At 72.3% G+C, this 18,522-nt stretch carries 19 protein-coding genes; 5 read left to right on the forward strand and 14 right to left on the reverse strand.

Annotated elements, in window-relative coordinates:
- Positions 1-35 precede the first annotated feature (35 nt).
- The 4 genes from ACZ67T_RS14310 to mshC all read left to right on the forward strand — a co-directional run bounded on the left by ACZ67T_RS14310 (position 36) and on the right by mshC (position 3,344).
- Positions 36-626: a DUF3090 domain-containing protein gene (locus ACZ67T_RS14310; RefSeq protein ID WP_469984021.1), complete on the forward strand. Its 591-nt coding sequence runs from the start codon at positions 36-38 to the stop codon at positions 624-626.
- Complete coding sequence (locus ACZ67T_RS14315) at positions 590-1,426, forward strand: SCO1664 family protein (RefSeq protein WP_469984023.1); 837 nt, start codon at positions 590-592, stop codon at positions 1,424-1,426. Before ACZ67T_RS14310 ends, ACZ67T_RS14315 begins: the two co-directional genes overlap by 37 nt.
- Before the next feature lie 155 nt (positions 1,427-1,581).
- Positions 1,582-2,022: an SRPBCC domain-containing protein gene (locus ACZ67T_RS14320; RefSeq protein WP_469984025.1), complete on the forward strand. Its 441-nt coding sequence runs from the start codon at positions 1,582-1,584 to the stop codon at positions 2,020-2,022.
- A 92-nt stretch (positions 2,023-2,114) separates the two neighbouring features.
- Positions 2,115-3,344, forward strand: coding sequence for a cysteine--1-D-myo-inosityl 2-amino-2-deoxy-alpha-D-glucopyranoside ligase (gene mshC / locus ACZ67T_RS14325; RefSeq protein ID WP_469984026.1), 1,230 nt, complete (start codon positions 2,115-2,117; stop codon positions 3,342-3,344).
- A 162-nt stretch (positions 3,345-3,506) separates the two neighbouring features.
- Here the strand turns inward: mshC and ACZ67T_RS14330 are convergent, their stop codons facing one another.
- The 13 genes from ACZ67T_RS14330 to ACZ67T_RS14390 form a co-directional block, all read right to left on the reverse strand.
- Positions 3,507-4,544 (reverse strand): PAC2 family protein, encoded by a 1,038-nt coding sequence (locus tag ACZ67T_RS14330; protein WP_469984028.1) that lies wholly within the window; start codon positions 4,542-4,544, stop codon positions 3,507-3,509.
- Positions 4,545-4,728: 184 nt separating this feature from the next.
- Positions 4,729-5,400 (reverse strand): FadR/GntR family transcriptional regulator, encoded by a 672-nt coding sequence (locus tag ACZ67T_RS14335; protein WP_469984029.1) that lies wholly within the window; start codon positions 5,398-5,400, stop codon positions 4,729-4,731.
- Positions 5,401-5,536: 136 nt separating this feature from the next.
- Positions 5,537-6,565, reverse strand: coding sequence for a Rieske 2Fe-2S domain-containing protein (locus tag ACZ67T_RS14340; protein ID WP_469984030.1), 1,029 nt, complete (start codon positions 6,563-6,565; stop codon positions 5,537-5,539).
- Between the two features lie 4 nt (positions 6,566-6,569).
- Positions 6,570-6,794, reverse strand: a complete 225-nt coding sequence (locus ACZ67T_RS14345; protein ID WP_100599058.1) for a recombinase-like helix-turn-helix domain-containing protein — start codon at positions 6,792-6,794, stop codon at positions 6,570-6,572.
- 20 nt (positions 6,795-6,814) lie between these two features.
- The gene (locus tag ACZ67T_RS14350; protein WP_469984031.1) at positions 6,815-7,759 is read right to left on the reverse strand and encodes a PDR/VanB family oxidoreductase; all 945 of its coding nucleotides are present in this window, start codon (positions 7,757-7,759) and stop codon (positions 6,815-6,817) included.
- Positions 7,760-7,774: 15 nt separating this feature from the next.
- A complete protein-coding gene (locus ACZ67T_RS14355; protein WP_469984033.1) occupies positions 7,775-9,403 on the reverse strand; it encodes a thiamine pyrophosphate-binding protein in 1,629 nt (542 codons plus the stop codon).
- Positions 9,404-9,413: 10 nt separating this feature from the next.
- Positions 9,414-10,196 (reverse strand): SDR family oxidoreductase, encoded by a 783-nt coding sequence (locus ACZ67T_RS14360; protein ID WP_469984034.1) that lies wholly within the window; start codon positions 10,194-10,196, stop codon positions 9,414-9,416.
- Between the two features lie 19 nt (positions 10,197-10,215).
- Positions 10,216-10,968, reverse strand: a complete 753-nt coding sequence (locus tag ACZ67T_RS14365; RefSeq protein ID WP_469984035.1) for an SDR family oxidoreductase — start codon at positions 10,966-10,968, stop codon at positions 10,216-10,218.
- A complete protein-coding gene (locus ACZ67T_RS14370; RefSeq protein WP_469984037.1) occupies positions 10,961-11,482 on the reverse strand; it encodes a cupin domain-containing protein in 522 nt (173 codons plus the stop codon). Before ACZ67T_RS14370 ends, ACZ67T_RS14365 begins: the two co-directional genes overlap by 8 nt.
- Positions 11,483-11,492: 10 nt before the next feature.
- Entirely contained in the window at positions 11,493-12,272 is a 780-nt protein-coding gene (locus ACZ67T_RS14375; RefSeq protein ID WP_469984038.1) for an alpha/beta fold hydrolase, read from the reverse strand.
- Positions 12,269-13,066 (reverse strand): aspartate dehydrogenase domain-containing protein, encoded by a 798-nt coding sequence (locus ACZ67T_RS14380; RefSeq protein WP_469984040.1) that lies wholly within the window; start codon positions 13,064-13,066, stop codon positions 12,269-12,271. Before ACZ67T_RS14380 ends, ACZ67T_RS14375 begins: the two co-directional genes overlap by 4 nt.
- Positions 13,063-14,001, reverse strand: a complete 939-nt coding sequence (locus tag ACZ67T_RS14385; RefSeq protein ID WP_453774151.1) for a VOC family protein — start codon at positions 13,999-14,001, stop codon at positions 13,063-13,065. The genes ACZ67T_RS14380 and ACZ67T_RS14385 overlap by 4 nt, the downstream gene beginning before the upstream one ends.
- Before the next feature lie 24 nt (positions 14,002-14,025).
- On the reverse strand, positions 14,026-15,510 hold the full coding sequence (locus ACZ67T_RS14390) for an aldehyde dehydrogenase (RefSeq protein WP_469984042.1): 1,485 nt from the start codon (positions 15,508-15,510) through the stop codon (positions 14,026-14,028).
- Positions 15,511-15,809: 299 nt separating this feature from the next.
- Between ACZ67T_RS14390 and ACZ67T_RS14395 the strand changes: the two genes are divergently transcribed.
- Positions 15,810-17,174: an MFS transporter gene (locus ACZ67T_RS14395; protein ID WP_469984043.1), complete on the forward strand. Its 1,365-nt coding sequence runs from the start codon at positions 15,810-15,812 to the stop codon at positions 17,172-17,174.
- A 127-nt stretch (positions 17,175-17,301) separates the two neighbouring features.
- On the opposite strand, the gene ACZ67T_RS14400 is transcribed toward ACZ67T_RS14395, so the two are convergent.
- Complete coding sequence (locus ACZ67T_RS14400; protein WP_469984045.1) at positions 17,302-18,447, reverse strand: TetR/AcrR family transcriptional regulator; 1,146 nt, start codon at positions 18,445-18,447, stop codon at positions 17,302-17,304.
- Positions 18,448-18,522: the final 75 nt, after the last annotated feature.

Consider the following 18,522-nt stretch of genomic DNA (forward strand, 5'->3'; position numbering starts at 1 on the left):
CGGGTCCCAGCAGTCGATTCCAATGGAGACAGGACGTGTCCCGTCAGGTGTTCCTCTACGACCCCCCGGAGCGCTTCGTGGCCGGCACGGTCGGGCTCCCCGGGCGCCGCACCTTCTTCCTCCAGGCCTCGGACGGCGCCCGTGTGACGAGCGTGGCCCTGGAGAAGACCCAGGTCGCCGCGCTGGCCGAGCGCATGGACGAGCTCCTCGACGAGGTCGTGCGCCGCAGCGGCGGGAACGCGCCCGTGCCCGCCGTCGTGCCCACGGAGATCCACGACACCGCGCCCCTGGAGTCGCCCGTCGACGAGGAGTTCCGGGTCGGCACCATGGCACTGGCCTGGGACGGCGACGAGGAGCGGATGATCGTCGAGGCGCAGGCGCTCGTCGAGCTCGACGCGGACTCCGACGAGGACATGGCGGAGGCCGAGGAACGGCTGCTCCAGGACGAGGAGAACGGCCCCCCGATGCTGCGGGTCCGGCTCACCGGCGTACAGGCGCGCGCGTTCGCCAAGCGCGCCCTGGACGTCGTGAACGCAGGGCGTCCGCCGTGCCCCCTGTGCAGTCTGCCGCTCGACCCGGAGGGACACGTATGCCCGCGTCAGAACGGATACCGGCGAGGAGCGTGACCGTCTCGGACACGGACCTCCTCACCAGGGGCGAGCTGGCGGTCCAGGGGCGCATCCGCGAGGCGTCGAACGCCGTGCTCCTGTGCACCGTCACCCACGAGGGCCGCGAGGCGTCCTGCGTGTACAAGCCCGTCGCCGGCGAGCGTCCCCTGTGGGACTTCCCCGACGGCAATCTCGCCCGGCGCGAGGTCGCCGCCTACGAGGTGTCCGAGGCCCTCGGCTGGCGCCTCGTACCGCCGACCGTCCTGCGCGACGGGCCGTACGGCGAAGGCATGTGCCAGCTGTGGATCGACCAGCCCGAGGAGCCCTCCGAGGGCGGTGAGCTGCTCGCTCTCGTGGAGGGCGAGGAGCCGGGCGACGGCTGGAAGGCCGTCGGGTTCGCGGAGGTCGGCGAGGGGCGCACCGCGCTGCTCGTGCACTCCGACGACGTACGGCTGCGGCGCCTCGCCGTGCTCGACGCGGTGATCAACAACGGCGACCGCAAGGGCGGCCACCTCCTCGTCGACGCCGAAGGGCGCCTGTTCGGCATCGACCACGGCGTCTCCTTCAACACCGAGGACAAGCTGCGCACGCTCCTGTGGGGCTGGGCGGGGGAGCCGCTGACCGGGGAGGCGACCGAGGCCCTGAAGGCGCTCACGGGCGCCCTGGGGGCCGGGGAACCCCTCGCGCTGCGGCTCGCCGAGCTGATCACCGAGGCCGAGCTGGACGCCGTACGCGCACGGGTCCACGCGCTGCTCGCGAGCGGGAAGCATCGGGAGCCGAGCGGGGAGTGGCCCGCCATTCCGTGGCCACCGGTCTGATCCTGCCCTTTTGAGTCTGCCTTCCCGGGCCTGCCCTCCTTCTGGGCCTGCCTTCCTTCTGAGCCCACCGGTCCGCGCTGTCCGGGGGCGCATGTCAGTGGCTGCGGCTACGTTCGAAGAGACCCCTCAGGGGATCCCGGAACGGAGGCCACGCCGTGAAACTGATCGTGGAGGACCGGATCGACCGGCCCGTGAAGGACGTGTTCAACTCCATCGTGAGTCCGGAGGCGCTGTCCAGCTTCTTCACGGCGGACGCATCCGCCCCGCTGATCCCCGGCACCACGGTGACCTGGCGTTTCGGCCATGTCGACGCCACGTTCGATGTCGAGGTCGGGCCCGTGGAGACGGACCGGCTGATCTCGTGGAGCTGGCCCGGGGGAGACGTGACGATCGAGCTGGAGAGGGCCGACGACGGCGCGGCCACGCTGCTCACGATCACCGAGCAGCCCATGGGCGAGGGCCTGGAGGGCGCCGCGCGGGCCGTCGGGCAGACACAGGGGTGGACATACTTCGTGACGGGGCTCAGAGCCCATCTGCTGCACGGCATCCGCCACTTCGGACTCTCGGGATCCATCCGTGCCACCGTCGAGGCCTGACACAGTGCCCCGGCGGACCGCAAGAGGGCCTTCCCGGCCATCGGACCCGGTCCGGTTCGTATGCGGAAGCTCCGTCCGGTTAGGCTCATGGCATGCATGCCTGGCCCGCTTCTGAGGTCCCCGTCCTGCCTGGCAAGGGCCGCGACCTGAGGATCCACGACACCGCGACCGATGGACTCGTCACCCTCGAGCCCGGTCCCGTCGCCCGTATCTACGTCTGCGGGATCACCCCGTACGACGCGACCCATATGGGTCACGCGGCGACCTACAACGCGTTCGACCTCGTTCAGCGCGTGTGGCTCGACACCAAGCGGCAGGTTCATTACGTCCAGAACGTGACGGACGTCGACGATCCGCTGCTGGAGCGCGCGATCCGTGACGGCGTCGACTGGACCGGACTCGCGGAGCGCGAGACCGCCCTCTTCCGCGAGGACATGACCGCCCTGCGGATGCTGCCGCCGCAGCACTACATCGGAGCCGTCGAGGCGATACCCGGCATCGTGCCGCTCGTCGAACGGCTCCGGGACATGGGCGCCGCCTACGAGCTCGAGGGTGACGTCTACTTCTCCGTCGAGTCCGACCCCCACTTCGGCCAGGTCTCCCGCCTGGACGCCGCGGCGATGCGGCTGCTGTCCGCCGAGCGCGGCGGCGACCCGGACCGCCCGGGCAAGAAGAACCCGCTCGACCCGATGCTGTGGATGGCCGCCCGCGAGGGCGAGCCCAGCTGGGACGGCGGCTCGCTGGGCCAGGGGCGCCCCGGCTGGCACATCGAATGTGTCGCCATCGCCCTCGACCACCTCGGCATGGGCTTCGACGTCCAGGGCGGAGGGTCCGATCTGGCCTTTCCGCACCACGAGATGGGCGCCTCGCACGCGCAGGTGCTCACCGGCGAGTTCCCGATGGCCAAGGCGTACGTCCACGCCGGCATGGTCGCGCTCGACGGCGAGAAGATGTCCAAGTCCAAGGGCAACCTCGTCTTCGTCTCGAAGCTGCGGCGCGCCGGGATCGACCCGGCCGCGATCCGCCTCGCGCTCCTCGCGCACCACTACCGGGCCGACTGGGAGTGGACCGACCAGGTCCTGAGCGACGCCGTCGAGCGGCTGGGCCGCTGGCGTGCCGCCGTCTCCCGCCCCGACGGTCCGTCCGCAGCGGCGCTCGTCGAGGAGATCCGCGAGGCGCTGTCGAACGACCTCGACGCACCGTCCGCGCTCGTCGCGGTGGACCGCTGGGCCGCCCTTCAGGCGGAGCAGGGCGGTACGGACGAGGGGGCGCCCGGCGTGGTGTCCCGCGCGGTCGACGCCCTGCTCGGAGTGGCGCTCTAGACACCCGGGTCCCGGGCCCGGCCCCGGGATACGGACAACCTCAACCGCCCCCGTACTCCACGGAGTTCGGGGGCGGTCAGCTTTGCCCCGGGCCATGGCGGTCGCACGGCGAAAGGGCGGTGCACACCGCGTGTGCACCGCCCCTGCCGAGCCGTCGCCGCCCTACTCCGGCGAGTCCTCGGAGGAATCGTCCCCGGAGTCCGAGGGCGTGTCCGTGTCCCCCGTCCCGCCGGGGGTGTCCCTGTCCGGATCGGGGCGCTGGGGCCGCGGCGGCCGGGTGCGCTCGCTCGGGGTGTCCCGCAGGTACGGCGCCGTGTCACCGTCCGTCGCGTGGCCGGCCGGACCGCCCGGAGGGCCGCCGCCGTCCCTGCGCCGCAGATAGCGCTCGAACTCACGGGCGATCGCCTCGCCGGACGCCTCGGGAAGCTCCGCGGTGTCCCGGGCCTCCTCCAGCGACTGCACGTACTCGGCGACCTCGCTGTCCTCCGCCGCCAGCTGGTCCACGCCCAGCTGCCACGCCCGGGAGTCCTCGGCCAGCTCGCCCAGCGGGATACGCAGGTCGATGAGGTCCTCGAGCCGGTTGAGCAGCGCCAGCGTCGCCTTCGGGTTCGGCGGCTGCGACACGTAGTGCGGCACCGCCGCCCACAGGGAGACCGCGGGGACGCCCGCGTGCGTGCAGGCCTCCTGGAGGATGCCGACGATGCCCGTCGGACCCTCGTACTTGGTCTCCTCCAGGTCCATGGTGCGCGCCAGGTCCGCGTCGGACGTGACGCCGCTGACCGGCACGGGCCGTGTGTGCGGGGTGTCGCCGAGCAGCGCGCCCAGGATGACGACCAGCTCGACGCCCAGCTCGTGCGCGAACCCCAGCAGCTCGTTGCAGAACGAACGCCACCGCATCGACGGTTCGATGCCCCGGACCAGGACCAGGTCGCGCGGCTTGTCGCCGCCGACCCTGACCACGGAGAGCCGGGTCGTCGGCCAGGTGATCTTGCGCACGCCGCCGTCGAGCCACACCGTCGGCCGGTTGACCTGGAAGTCGTAGTAGTCCTCGGCGTCGAGCGCCGCGAACACCTCGCCCTTCCACTCCTTGTCGAGATGCGCGACCGCGGCGGAGGCGGCGTCACCGGCATCGTTCCAGCCTTCGAACGCGGCCACCATGACCGGGTCGACCAGCTCGGGAACCCCCTCGAGCTCGATCACCCAGCGCCTCCTTCCGACGTTCCCCCAGTGCCCTCATGGCCTGGGAGGTACCCCCATCGCGTACCTGCCCACCTTACGGCGTCCGCGAGGACCATCCGCAGTCCCCTTGTACGGGGGAGTGACCGGATCACTGCCCCACGATCCGCCCTCGCACTCCCACTTCACGCCCGTAGCGGAACCCGTGTCAGAGCGTCGAGCGCAGCCACTGCTCCACGCTCGCGATGTGCACCGTCGCCCACGACCGGGCCGCCTCCGCGTCACCGTCGCGCAGCGCCGCCAGGATCGCCCGGTGTTCGTGCAAGGTCCGGCTGACCGCGTCCTCCTGCGTCAGACCACGCCAGACGCGGGCCCGGGTCGTCGGGCCGGACAGGCCGTCGAGGAGGGAGCACAGGACCGAGTTGCCCGAGCTCTGCACGATGCCGCGGTGGAACTCCAGGTCGGAGGCGACGAGTTCCTCCACCGAGGGCGCGGGCCCGAGCGCGTCGAGCTGGGCCGCGAGCGCGTCGAGCCGTGACTCGTCGATCCGGGTCGCGGCCATCGCCGTCGCGGCCGGCTCCAGGATGCGGCGCACCGCGAGGAATTCGAGGACGGTGTCGTCGCGGTGGAAGTCGACCACGAAACTCAGGGCTTCGAGGAGGAGTTGGGGGTCGAGACTCGTGACGTACGTCCCGTCGCCCTGCCGCACGTCGAGGATGCGGATGAGGGACAGGGCACGGACGGCCTCGCGCAGGGAGTTGCGGGAGAGACCGAGGTCGGCGGCGAGTTCGCTCTCCTTCGGGAGGCGGTCGCCCGGGCGCAGGGCGCCGGAGACGATCATGCCTTTGATCTTCTCGATGGCCTCGTCGGTGACGGCCATGGCGGCCTCCCTGTCCTCGGTCGGAGCGCCACCGTCTGGAGCGCCGATACCTCCGATGTATCGGCCCATTATGTGGGTAGTGAGGCGGCGCGCGGTGCCGGTGCCGGTGTACTCGTACCGGCACCGCGCCCGGCCGTCAGCCCGCGGCGCCCGCCTGGGCCTGCGCGGCCGCCCGGTACATGCGGCGCAGGCGCACCACGCCCAGGTCGTGCTGGTAGAGGTTCTCGCGCTGGTCGGCGTCCGCCGGCATGGCCTCCAGCATCACGCGGTCCTGTTCGAGCACCTCCCAGTGGCGCTCCTCGATGAGGGTCTTGTAGAGGAAGCGCCAGGTGTCGCGCTGCCAGCCCTCGACCCGGCGGTAGCGCCAGAAGAAGACACCGCAGCGCTGCTCGTCGACCGGGCAGACCATGCCGACGATCCCGAACGGGCCGCCCGGACCGGCCGACGGCGGGTACGGAATCGACAGGTCGACCCAGTCGATGCCGGTGTGGCACAGCTCGACCCAGTCGAAGTTGACGCCCCGCTGGTCGGTCTTCTCGAAGAAGTAGCCCCGGTCGGTCTCCCGGATGCGGAACTTGGCGGTGGTGTCACCGTCGTACATGGTGTGCGAGTCGTGGTGCAGGAACGCGCCGTGCATCGGGTCGAGGAGGTTCTCGACGGCGTAGCGCCATGGCACCTCCCACTCCGCGTAGCACAGGATCGCGTCGGTGCCGGGGTCGGTGAGCGGCTCGGGGAGCGTCAACTCGGGTGCTTCCGGGTGCTGTTCGTCGCCGAAGCAGGCGAGGATCGCGCCGCCGACCTCGCGTACGGGCAGCGACCTGACGAGCTTCTTGCCCTCCAGGTTGCAGCCGGGCAGGCCGGGCACCGAGGAGACGGTGCCGTCCCCCTCGACCTCGACGCCGTGGTACCAGCACGCCACCCGGTCGCCGAGGTGTTTGCCGAGCGACAGGGGCGCGCCGCGGTGCGGGCAGCGGTCCGCGAGCATGGACAGCGTGCCGTCGGAGCGGCGGAACAGGAGCCACTGCTCGCCGAGCGCGGTCACCTTGCGCATGGCGCCGGGCGCGACGAACGAGGACGGTACGACGGGGTGCCACTGGTTGCGCAGGCCCGTCGCGTAGATGTGATCGGCGGTGGAAGCTGCCGAAGCGGTCGTCGTGGCGGTCATCAGGTCACGCTCCCAGTCGGTGCATCTCGGCGCGGAACGAGTCCTCGGTCCACGGGGCGCCGTCGGGGGCGTGGACCTGACGGGCATTCAGCCCACGGATGACGTCGGCGAGTTCGTGGCCGTCCTTGGTGAAGACCTCTTCGAGGGTGGCGGCCAGCTTGTACTCGTAGGGGGTGGGTTCGTGCGTACGGGACTGGTGGACGTCCAGGTACGGCCAGGTGGTGGTCACACGTGCCTCCAGGGAAGGGGTTACAGGTCGAGGGCCAGGCGGCCGGAGGCGCAGCGCGAGACGCAGATCATCATCGAGGCTCCGGCGGCCCGCTCGGCATCGGAGAGCAGGAAGTCGCGGTGGTCGGGCGTGCCGTCGAGCACCCGGGTCTCGCAGGACCCGCAGATCCCGTCGCGGCAGGAGCTGGCCACATCCAGGCCCGCCGCCTCCGCCGCCTCCAGGATCGACATATCGGCGCCGACCGTGAGGGTGAGCCCGGATGTGCGGCACTCGACCTCGAAGCCCTCGTCGTCCGCGGAGCGCTCGACGACCGGGGCCGCGAACCGCTCGACGCGCAGCCGGTCCGCCGGGCAGAGAGCCTCGACGGCGGCGAGCAGCGGCTCGGGCCCGCAGCAGTAGACGAGCGTCCCGTCCGGCAGCCCGGCGAGAGCGGACGCGAGGTCGATGTGGCCCTGCTCGTCCTGTGGCACCACCGTCAGGTCCCCGCCCAGCGCGGTGAGTTCGTCGACGAACGCCATCGACGCACGGCTGCGACCGCCGTACACCATGCGCCACGCGGCGCCCCGACGCACGGCCTCGCGGGCCATCGCGAGGATCGGCGTCACACCGATGCCGCCCGCGACGAAGACGTAGCCCGGGGCGTCCTGAAGCGCGAAGTGGTTGCGCGGCGCCGACACCGTGACCCGCCCTCCGGGGCGCAGCTTCGTGTGCACGTAGCGCGAACCCCCGCGTGACGACGGTTCGTCGAGGACACCGATGCGGTACGACGTCGGGGTGCGCGGGTCCGAGCACAGGCTGTACTGGCGGACCTGCCCGCCCACGTGGACATCGAGGTGTGCGCCGGGCTCCCACGCGGGCAGGGGCTTGCCGTCCGGGTGGGTCAGTTCGACGGACAGGACGCCGTCGGCCTCCCAGGTCATGCGGTGTACGAGGAGGTCCAGGAGGGTCTCGTCGGTTGCGGTCATGGCTGCGGGGCCTCCCTACGCGGTGGGGATCTTCACGGGCGGGGTGAACGGGTTCTTCATCGGGCCGAGCGACGCGAGGTCGACCTCGACGAGCGTCGGCCCGTCGGAGGCGACGGCCTCGCCGATGACGGGCTCCGCGTGCTCGGCGGCCGCGATCCGCAGATACGGCAAACCGCAGGCGCGGGCGAGGAGTTCGAAGTCGGGCGTGGCGAGGTCGACGCCCGAGCGGCGGTCGCTGTGCCGGTCCTGCATGTTGCGCAGGACGCCGTAGCCGCCGTCGTTGAACACGAGGAGGGTCAGGCGCGGGCGCTCCTGGGCGAGGGTGAGCAGCTCGCCGAGGTGCACGGCCAGCCCGCCGTCACCGGCGATGACGACCGTGGGCGCGTCGGGCCTCGCGAGCGCGGCCCCGATGCCCATGCCGAGGCCCTGCCCGATGCCGCCGCCGCGCGGGAAGACGTTGTCACGCGGGTTGTACATGTCGAGGAGCCGGTTGCCCCAGCTGCTCGACGGGATGGTGACGTCGCGGGCGACGACGGCCTCGCGCGGGAGCGCGGCCCGGATCGCGTCGCAGACGGCGGCCTGCGGGCCGATGTTGTCGTGCAGGGTGGCGCGCACGTCGTCGCGGACCGCGGTGACCCGCGCCGTCCAGCCCGGCTCGGCGGGCTTCGCGTACGGGAGGAGCCGCTCCAGTACGTCGGCGGCGTCGCCGTGGAGCGCGTGCCGGGCCGGGTACACGCGGCCGAGCGCGGCCGCGTCCAGGTCGATCTGGATGTGGGCGGCGGGGAGTCCGAGGCCGTAGTCGGCTGTCTCGTTGGACCGGAAGTGGGTGCCGATCGTGAGCAGCACATCGGCGTCGGCGAGCAGGGCGCGCCCGGCCGGCGTCGTCGCGAAGTTGCCGACGACCTGCGGGTGGTCCTCGGGGACCGCGCCACGGCCGGAGTTCGACGTCAGGAGAGCGGCGCCGGTCGCGGCGAGCAGGTCCGCGAGCTGGGTACGGGCGCGCGCGGCACCGCCGCCGGCCCAGATCACCGGGCGCTCGGCCGAGGCCAGCAGGGCGCCCGCGGCGGCGAGTTCGTTGTCACCGGGCGCGGGCACGGCGGTCTGCGTGAACTCCTCGACGGCGGTGTCGGTCTGGGCCGCGTACTGGAGGTCGACCGGCCACTCCACGCTCGCGGGGCCGCCCGGCGCGGTGAGCGCGGCGCGGGCCGCCTCGCGCAGGATGCGGCCCGCGGCTTCGGCGGACGGCACGGTCGCGGCGTACTTGGAGACCGCCGTCAGCATGCCCAGCTGGTCCTTGGTCTCGTGGATGAAACCACGGCCGCTGCCCAGGAACTCCGACTCGACCTGCCCGGTGATGTGCAGGACGGACGTGCCGGACGCCAGCGACTCGATCAGGGAGCCGGCCGCGTTGCCCGCGCCCGTCCCGGTCGAGGTGAGGGCGCAGCCGAGCGTGCCGCGGGCCCTGCCGTAGGCGTCGGCCGCGTTGACGGCGGACGCCTCGTGGCGCACGGGCACGAACCGCAGCTCGCGGTCGACGGCCTCGACGAGCGGCAGGTTGTGCACGCTGACGATCCCGAAGACCGTGTCGATGCCCAGTTCCCGCAGAACGGCGACGAGGAGATCGCCTCCGGTGTCGTAACGCATGGTGGTCTCCTCAGAGGATGGAGCGGCCGACTCCGCCGCAGACGTCGATGCTGGTTCCGGTGATGTACGAGGCCCGCGGCGAGAGCAGCGCGACGATCGCGTACGCCACCTCCTCGGCCCGGCCGAGCCGGCCGAGCGCGATCCCGCGGTCGGCGGCGAGCTCCGCCTGCCAGTCCTCGTAGGAGAGCCCGGACTCCGCTGCGGCGTGCCGGCGGGTCCACTGGCCCGTGTCGACGAGGCCGAGGCAGACCGAGTTGACGCGGATCCCCTCGGGGGCGAGCTCGGTGGCGAGGGACTTGGAGAGGTTGAGGATGCCGGCGCGGGCGGCGCTCGTCGTGATCAGCCGGGTCTCCGGCTGCTTGGCCAGGACGGCGTTGACGTTCACGACGGACGCGGCGTCCGACGCGGCGAGGTGGGGGCGGGCGGCGTGCAGCGGGTTGAGGACGCCGGAGAACTTCAGCTCCAGCTCGTCGCGCCAGTCGTCGGCGGTCGACTCGTCGAGGCTCTTCATGCGGGACTGGCCCGCGTTGTTGACGAGCCCGTCGAGGCCCCCGAAGGTGTCGGCGGCGTGCCGGACGAAGTCCCGTACGGCCGCCGCGTCCCGCACGTCGCAGACGCCGGTCAGGAGGCGGTCGCTGCCGAGGCGCGCCGCCGCCTTCGCGAGGCGGTCGGCGTCACGGCCGCAGGTCGCGACGCGCGCGCCCTCGTCCAGAAGGGCGCGGACCGTGGCCAGGCCGACGCCCGAGCTGCCGCCGGTGACCAGGACGGTCCGGTCGGCGAGGCCCAGATCCATGATTCTGCACTCCTGTGGGTCAGTTCATCGTGAAGCCGCCGTTGACGGCGATCACTTGTCCGGTGAGATAGCGGGACTCCTCGCCGAGCAGGAAGGCGACGAGACCGATGAGGTCGCCGGGCTCCTGCGGCCGGGAGATGGCCCGGCCCGAGCGGTACAGCTCGTGCCGTTCCTCGGGGACGGTCTCGGTGGCCTCGCACTCGGTGAGCCCGGGCGCGACCGCGTTGACGGTGACGCCCTTGTCGCCGAGTTCTCTGGCCATCGCCCGGGTCAGCGCGATGACCGCGCCCTTCGAGGCGATGTAGTGGGCGAGGCGGGGAGAGCCGTAGAGCGCGGCGTCCGAGGCGACGTTCACGATCCGGCCCGGCGAGCCGAAGAGCGGGTACAGGGCCTTGGACACCAGCCAGGGGCTGCGGGCGTTGACCGTCATCAGGCGGTCCCACACCTCGACGTCGATGTCCTGGAACTCCTTGCCGCCGACGCCGTTGGCGAGTGCCGCGTTGTTGATCAGGCCGTACAGCGGACCCAGTTCCCGTACACGCGTGGCGAGTTCGTCGACCGATCCGGGGTCGGCCACGTCGCAGCGCACGAAGTGGGCGTCGAGCCCGTCACGTCGCAGCCCTTCGACGGCGTGGGTCCCGCGCTCGGTGTCGAGCTCGGCGACCACGACGCGGAAGCCGTCCTCGGCGGCCCGGCGGGCCATGGCCAGTCCCAGGCCACGGCCCGCCCCGGTGACGACGACGGTGCCGGCGCCCCCTGAGGGGTCAGTCACGGGTGACACCGTGCATCGGCGAGTGCTCCGGGTACGTCGGGACCTGTGGCTTCTGCGTGCCGATGACGACGCAGAACAGGGCGTCGGTGTCGCCCTCGTTCTTCAGGGACCGGGCCACGCCCGCCGGGACGACGATCATGTCGCGGTAGCCGAGGGTGCGGTACTCGACCTCGTCGGCGCCGCGGTGGATGCCCACGCGGACCTGGCCCTCCAGGACGAAGAAGGCCTCCTCGACGTCGTGGTGGGTGTGCTCGGGGCCCTCGGCGCCGGGCGGCAGCAGCATGTTGGAGAAGGTGAAGCCGCCGGACGGGAGGATCCGGGAGTCGTTCTCGTGGTTGCCGGTGGCGCCGGAGCCGACGTAGCGGATCTGGCCGCGGCGGTACTGCGGGCCCGCCTTCTCCTGGAAGGAGAGCGTGTCGAAGTCCGCGACACGGGACTCCTTGGTGGCGATGAGCGAGTCGGTGTACTTGCCGAGGTCGCTGCCGTTGTCGTAGTCGGTGGTGGTCACGGGCATGGCGGGACTCCTACTCGGGGATGCGGGCGGTGATGCGGAGGTGGGACAGGACCCACGCGTCGAAGCGCGCGGGCTGTTCCTGGTTGGCCAGGTGACCGGCGTCCTTGACGATCACGTAGGCGGTCTTGTGGAGGGCGCCGGCGAGGACCTGCGAGGCCTCGACGCCGGTGACCTGGTCCTGGTCGCCGCACAGGACGAGCGCGGGCGCGGCGATCGTGGGCAGTTCGGGCCGCAGATCGGCCTGGGCCATGGACTCGGCGGCGTAGGCGTAGCCGGGCAGCCGCACGGAGGCGGCCATGGCGTCGACGACGCGCTGTACGAGTTCCTCGGGCGCCGTGCCGGACACGAGCCGTGGCCCGCGCTTCTCGGCGAAGGCGCGCGGTCCGAGTGCGGCCAGCTCGGCTGCCCGCGCCCGCATGGCCTCGGCCTTGGCGGGGTCGGTGCCGGAGCCCGCGCTGGAGTCGGCGACGACGAGGGACTCGACCAGATCCGGGTGGCGGGCCGCGAGCCGCAGCGCGATCACCCCGCCCCAGGAGACACCGAGGACGTGCGCGCGTCCGCCGCGCTCCCGGACGACCTCGGCCGCCGCGTCCGCGAACCCGTCCAGGTCCAACGGTCCTTCCGGATCCGCCGACTTGGCGTAGCCGGGCGCGTCCCAGGCCACGACCCGCGCGTACGCGGACAGCTCGGCGAGCTGCGGGGCGAACGCCGCCGACGAGGAGCCGATGCCGTGCAGGCACAGCAGCAGGGGGCCGTGATCGCCCGCCTCCTCGACATGGACGGCGCTCACAGGATCTGGCCCGTCCGCCCGGCCAGCGCCGCCAGGCTGCGCAGCACCGCGTACGGCACGACCTGGCTGGTCGCGGGGTTGCTCGGGTCCGGCAGGTGCGCGACGTCGAAGCGGTACGCGCCGTGCGCGCCGGACGCCTCGACGACGTGCCGGGTGTGGCGGGCGCCGGGGTCGGCGACGACCCGGACCCGCACAGCGTCCAGGTCGCCGACGGCGAGGGCGACCGAGGCGGCCACGTTCGTCGACTTGGGGAACTTCACGGGGACGTCGCGCGCCGTGCCGGACATGACCTCGACGGGTCCGGTCGCCGTCCGCAGCCTGGACAGCAACTCTTCGTCCATCCAGGGCTGTTCGAGGGTGGACGGCAGCTTGGTGGTGGTGAGCCGCACCTCGTCGAGGGGGCCGAGGGAGCGCACCGCCTGGAGGAGGTCGAGCCCGCCGACCGCGCCGCCGGTGAAGTACACCCGGCCGGGACCCGCCGCGAGCAGCCGCTTGGACAGCTCGTCGTCGGTCAGTGCCCCGGTCGACGCGACGAGCAGGTCGGTGCCGGAGGCGAGGACCCGCTCGCCCCACTCCCGTACGACGCCCTGCCCGGCCGCCTCGACGACGAGGTCGCAGCACTCCAGGGCCTCGTCGAAGGTCCGCTGGGGCGCGGGCGCCGTGTCGCCGAGGGGGCGGTTGTCGATGATGCACGTCAGCTCGGCCCCAGGGACCTGTTGTTCGGCGAGCGCCGTGCCGACGACGCGGCCGATCGCGCCCCAGCCGACGAGGCCCACCTTGCGTACCGTGCTCATGCGTTGACCTCCAGGGAAGCGAGCGGGCCGGGGTCCGGGGAGCCGGCCATGTGACAGCGGATCTCCTTCGACGGCGGGCCCGCCGTGCCCCACAGGTCGGACAGCTCGGGCACGCGCCGCCACACCCGCGCGATCCAGGCGTCCTCGACGATCTGCGCGACCTCGGACGTGTACTCGCACACGAGCCCGGACGGGTCGGTGAAGTAGGAGAAGGTGTTGTTGCCGGGGCCGTGCCGGCCCGGGCCCCACTGCGGGTCGATGCCGTGGTGCCTGAGCCGGCCGAGGCCCCGCATGAAGTGGTCGACCGAACTCATCTCGTACGCCACGTGGTTGAGGGAAGCCCACTCGGCCTGGTTGAACGCGATGCAGTGGTGGTCGGCGTTGCAGCGCAGGAACGCCATCTGGTGCTCGGACCAGTCGGAGACGCGCAGCCCGAGGACGTCGCAGTAGAACGCGACGGAGGCGTCGATGTCGGCGGTGTTCAGGACGGCGTGTGTGACGCCGACGGGGACGGCTGCGTCCCTGCCGCGCGGCGCGACCGCCTCGACCTGCGCGCTGATCTCCACGAGCCGCTGCTCGGGGTCGGTGAAGCGCAGGCCGTAGCCGCCGCCCACCTGGTCGAGCGGTCCGGGGCCGAAGACCGGGGTGATCCCGCGGGCCTCCAGGCGCCGGGCCGCCTCGTCGACCTCGGCGGGCGTGGCGACGGCGAACGCGAGCCGGCCGAGCCCCGTGCGGTCCGCGCGGGTGAGGTGCAGGACGTGGTGCTCCTCGCCGGTGCCGCGCAGCCAGGCCGCCGCGCCGCGCTCCGCCTCGACGGTCCGCAGGCCCCAGACCTCCTCGTAAAAGTCGGCGGCCTCGGTGAAGGCGGGGGTGAGCAGCTCGACGTAGCGCAGGGAGCGCAGGCGGGCGACGGGTCCTGGCGATGGGTGGGGCATGAGTGTCTCCAGACGACGGGGCGGTCAGTTGGCCCAGGGCAGGGGCGCGTCCGAAGTGCCCCAGTACAGGGACTTCTGGCGCTGGTAGGCGCGGATGGCGTCACGGCCCTTCTCCGTACCGAGACCGCTGTCCTTCATCCCGCTGAACGGGGTGGACGCGCTGAACTGCTTGTACGTGTTGATCCAGACCGTCCCCGCCTCGATGCGGCGGGCCAGTCGCCACGCGGCCCGGTGGTCGCGGGTCCAGATTCCGCAGGCGAGCCCGTAGACGGAGTCGTTGGCCTGGCGGACCAGGTCGTCCTCGTCGTCGTAGGGCAGGGCGACCAGGACGGGCCCGAAGATCTCCTCCTGGCAGGTCCGTGATGTGTTGGGGAGCCCGTCGAGGACCGTGGGCAGGTAGTACGCGCCGTCCCGGTACACGTCGCCCTCGGGCGCCCGGCCGCCGCACAGCACCCGGGCGCCCTCGGAGCGGGCCAGATCGACATAGGCGGCGACGGAGTCCCGGTGCCGCTGGTGGACCAGCGGCGCGACCTGGGTGCCGGGGTCCGTGCCGGGACCGACGCGCAGCTTGCTCACCCGCTCGACGAGTTCGCCGACGAAGCTGTCGTAGATCTCGCGAGCGACGAAGAGCCGGGAACCGGCGATGCAGGACTGGCCGCTGGACGAGAAGATCCCGAACATCACACCCGCCAGGGCCTGCTCGACGTCCGCGTCCGCGCGCACGATCGTCGGCGACTTGCCGCCGAGTTCGAGGGAGGCGGGGATCAGCTTCGAGGCCGCCACCGCCGCGATGGACCGGCCGGTCTCCGTGCCGCCGGTGAAGCCGATCCTGGTCACCAGGGGGTGGTGCACGATCGCGTCCCCGACGACCCGGCCGCTGCCGGGCAGGACCGACAGCAGGGCGGTGGGCAGGCCGAGTTCGCCGAGCGCCCGGTGGATCAGGCGCCCGAGCGCGAGGGAGACCAGCGGGGTCCAGGCGGCGGGCTTGAGCAGGACGGCGTTGCCGCCGGCGAGGGCGGGCGCGATCTTCTGCGCGTCGCTGGCGACCGGCGAGTTCCAGGGGTTGATCGCGCCGACGACGCCGATCGGCTCGTACACGCTCATCGTCACGTACGGCCCGCGGGAGGGGGTGAGGGTCTCCTCGGCCGTCTCCAGGGCCGCCGCCATGTACCGGAAGGTGCCGGCCGCGCTGAGCGCGAGGGCCTTCGTCTCGGTGAGGGTCTTGCCGGTGTCGGCGGTCTGGAGGGCAGCGAGCTCGTCGGCGGCCTCCTCGGTCAACTCGGCTATTCGGTGCAGGAGTCGGGCCCGCTGGTGGGGGAGCAGATCGCGCCAGGCCGGGTCGGCCACGGCGAGCGCGGCGGCCCGGGCGGCTTCGTCGACCTCGTCCGCGGACGCGCAGTGGACGGTGGCGAGCACCTCTCCGGTCGCCGGGTCCACGGTCTCGACCGGTTCGTCCGCGCCGCGTCGCCACTGGCCCGCGATCAGGATGTCGGTGGGGTGGTGAGGCACGGGCGGGACCTCCAGGCGGTCTACGGCCAACGGGTGCGGGGGAGTTGGGCTCACCGGGGCGCTCGCTCACATGGGTTGCGTACGTCGGCTTGCTCAGTGCTAGAAATCTAAGCGCTTAAGTATCTTCCCGCAAGACCCCCCGGAAAAATCGCCGCGGGACGGTGTCCGAGGTGGGTTACGTGAGGGTGACGGTGAGGTCTCTTCCGATGTATCTAAGTCATTAATCATTGACCGCTTAGATAAGTCCTCTTAGGGTCTGCGCAACTCCTCTGTTCGCGTTGTCGCGGAAGGACCCCCTCATGACGACTGTGGCCGGCAAGCCAGGCCTCGGCTCGATAGCAGCCCGGCTCGAACGACTCCCGCAATCCCGCTGGCACGTGAAGGTCCGGTTCCTGATCGGCGCCGTGACGTTCTTCGAGGCGTTCGACCAGCTCCTTGCCGCGTCCGCGCTGCCCGTCCTGATCAAGGACTGGCACCTGAGCACGGGCCAGGCCACCTTCGCGGTCACCACCGGCTCCGTGGGCATGCTCCTGGGCGCCCTGGTCGCCGGGTGGCTGGGCGACCGGATCGGCCGGGTGCGGACCGTGGCCCTCGGTGTCGCCGTCACCGCGCTCGGCAGCCTCGCCGTCGCCTTCTCGAACGGCATCGAGCTCTTCTCGCTCTTCCGCTTCGTCCAGGGCCTCGGCATCGGCGGAGTCGTCCCCGTGGCGGCCACCTACATCAACGAGATCGCCCGCTCCGACAAACGCGGACGCTTCGTCCTGATCTACGAGATGATCTTCCCGGCCGGTCTGGCCGCGGCCACCCTCGTCGCCGTGTGGGTGGTGCCGAACCTCGGCTGGCGCGCGATGTTCGTGATCGGCGCGCTGCCCGTCCTGCTCGCCGCCGCCCTGCCCAAGCACGTCGCCGAGTCGCCCCGGTGGCTGCTCTCCCAGGGCCGTGCCGAGGAGGCCGAGCGGGCCATCGCGCAGATCGAGGCGGAGGTCGCCGCCGCCACCGGGGAACCCCTGCCGCAACCGGCCGCGGACCGGGCGGAGGAGACCTCCGGGGGTCGCCTGCGCGAGCTGTTCACCGGCCGCTACCTGCGCCGCACGACCGTGGTCTCCGGGCTCTGGTTCGTCGCGTACTACGTCAACCACGGCATCTCCACCTGGCTGCCGTCGCTCTACACCAAGAACTTCGGGCTCGACCTGACCACCGCGCTCGTCTACACGCTGCTCAGCAATGTGACGGGACTTTTCGGCACCCTCGTCGTCGCCCTCGTCATCGACCGCGTGGGCCGGCGCCCCGCCCTGGTGGCCGCGCTCGGCGGCACCACGTTCACCCTCGCGACGCTCGCCCTGGTCGGCGTGACGTCCGGCAGCCAGGTCGCGATCTTCGCCTCCTGCACGACGTTCTTCGTGTACGCGATCAACGCGGGCCTCTATCTCTACTCGCCCGAGCTGTACCCGACGCGCAACCGCGCCAAGGGCGCCGCGTTCGGCGGCCTGTGGAACCGCCTCGGCGTCATCCTGGGCCCGGTCACGGTCGGCGCGATCATCGGCGGGGGCGGCAGCCTGACAGTCGTCTTCGCCCAGCTCGCCGGGGTCGCCGCGGTGGGTGCGGTGATCGCTCTGTTCGCGGTGGAGACGAAGGGGAAGACGCTGGAGGAACTCAACTCCTGACGGCGGTCCGGGTGTTCGGCGCCGGTCTCTCGCGCGGGGGTGCGAGAGACCGGCGCCTTCGCGTATCCGCGGTGCGGGCTCGGCCCTGTTCCTCGGTGCGGGCCGAGTCCTGTCCCTCCGCGTGGGCTCAGGCCTGTCCCTCTGTCATCGACCGTCCCAAACCGCTCAGCAGTGCCGCGAGTTGCCGCTGCTCGCCCGGTACGAGCCCCGCGAGCAGCTGCCGTTCGTGCGTGCGGCGCTCCTCGGTCACCCGGCCGACCAGGTCGGCCCCGGCCGGGGTGAGGCGGAGGCGGACGATGCGGCGGTCCTGGCCGTCACGTTCGCGTTCGATGAGGCCCGCCTCCACCAGGCGGTCGGCGTGCTGGGTGACACCTCCCGCGCTGACCGCGCCGGCCGCGGCGATCTCGCCCATCGTGCGCTGATAGGGGGCGCCGGTCGCGTGCAGCGCGGACAGTACCTCGAAGGCGGCCAGGCTGATGCCGTGCCGCTTCACGACGCGGCCGATCAGGGTCCGGTAGCGCGCGGTGCAGGCGTTGAGCGCGGCGAACACGGCGGGGCCGGACGCGCCGGGGGCCTCGCGCGCGGGCGGGCGGGCGGCCGACACGGGGTCCGGCCCCTCGGCCTGCCGCTCGGCGACGTGCGGCTTTGGGATCCGCCCGGTCAGCGCCGCCGTCAGGACGTCGGTGAGGACGGGCTCCAGGGTGTCCGTCGGCACCGACGCGGCAGGTTCGTGGGCGAACAGATAGCGCTCCATGATCACGCCGAAGAGGATGCTGCGGATCATGCCGATCCGCGCGTCCGCCGCGTCGCAGTCGCCGAGCAGCCGCCGCAGGGGCTCGCTCACCTGCCGGTCGAGGATCGTGGACAGCAGTTCGGCGCTGGGTGGATGGCTGAGCCCCGAGCGGATCAGCGCGGGCCAGGGGTCGTGCGCGGGAAGCCGGTCCCAGCGGTCGAGATAGTCGTGGGCGAGCGCGTGCGGCAGCTGCTCCCGGCCGACCGAGGGGTCGTCGAGCACGCCCTCGGTGACTCCGGTCCCGCCGCCGACGACCTCGCGGAACAGTCCGTCCTTCGAGCCGAAGTACGCCATGACCAGGCCGGGGGTGACGCCCGCCTCGGCGGCGATGGCCCGGATGCCGACCCCCTTGTAGCCCTGGGCCGCGAACAGCCGACGGGCCGCCTCCAGCACGGCGCTGCGCCGCCCCTCGGGGTCGTGGGAGCGGCCGCGACGGGTCTCGGGGGCAGTCCGGTCCGGGGTGCTGTGCTCTGCGTCCACGTGCCTCAGATTAAACGAGTGTTCAGAATGGGGTGTTCGGGCCGGCCGCAGGGTGCGATCCGCCCGGGCGGCCGT

The organism is Streptomyces sp. NPDC107517 (genome assembly GCF_055582645.1).

Bases quoted from the DNA above. Each gene is read 5' to 3' on its own strand.
- ACZ67T_RS14315 (WP_469984023.1), top strand. From the start codon at position 590: ATGCCCGCGTCAGAACGGATACCGGCGAGGAGCGTGACCGTCTCGGAC.
- ACZ67T_RS14385 (WP_453774151.1), bottom strand. From the start codon at position 14,001: ATGCCCCACCCATCGCCAGGACCCGTCGCCCGCCTGCGCTCCCTGCGC.
- ACZ67T_RS14370 (WP_469984037.1), bottom strand. From the start codon at position 11,482: ATGCCCGTGACCACCACCGACTACGACAACGGCAGCGACCTCGGCAAG.
- ACZ67T_RS14360 (WP_469984034.1), bottom strand. From the start codon at position 10,196: ATGGATCTGGGCCTCGCCGACCGGACCGTCCTGGTCACCGGCGGCAGC.
- ACZ67T_RS14335 (WP_469984029.1), bottom strand. From the start codon at position 5,400: ATGGCCGTCACCGACGAGGCCATCGAGAAGATCAAAGGCATGATCGTC.
- mshC (WP_469984026.1), top strand. From the start codon at position 2,115: ATGCATGCCTGGCCCGCTTCTGAGGTCCCCGTCCTGCCTGGCAAGGGC.
- ACZ67T_RS14380 (WP_469984040.1), bottom strand. From the start codon at position 13,066: ATGAGCACGGTACGCAAGGTGGGCCTCGTCGGCTGGGGCGCGATCGGC.
- ACZ67T_RS14355 (WP_469984033.1), bottom strand. From the start codon at position 9,403: ATGCGTTACGACACCGGAGGCGATCTCCTCGTCGCCGTTCTGCGGGAA.
- ACZ67T_RS14340 (WP_469984030.1), bottom strand. From the start codon at position 6,565: ATGACCGCCACGACGACCGCTTCGGCAGCTTCCACCGCCGATCACATC.
- ACZ67T_RS14395 (WP_469984043.1), top strand. From the start codon at position 15,810: ATGACGACTGTGGCCGGCAAGCCAGGCCTCGGCTCGATAGCAGCCCGG.
- ACZ67T_RS14350 (WP_469984031.1), bottom strand. From the start codon at position 7,759: ATGACCGCAACCGACGAGACCCTCCTGGACCTCCTCGTACACCGCATG.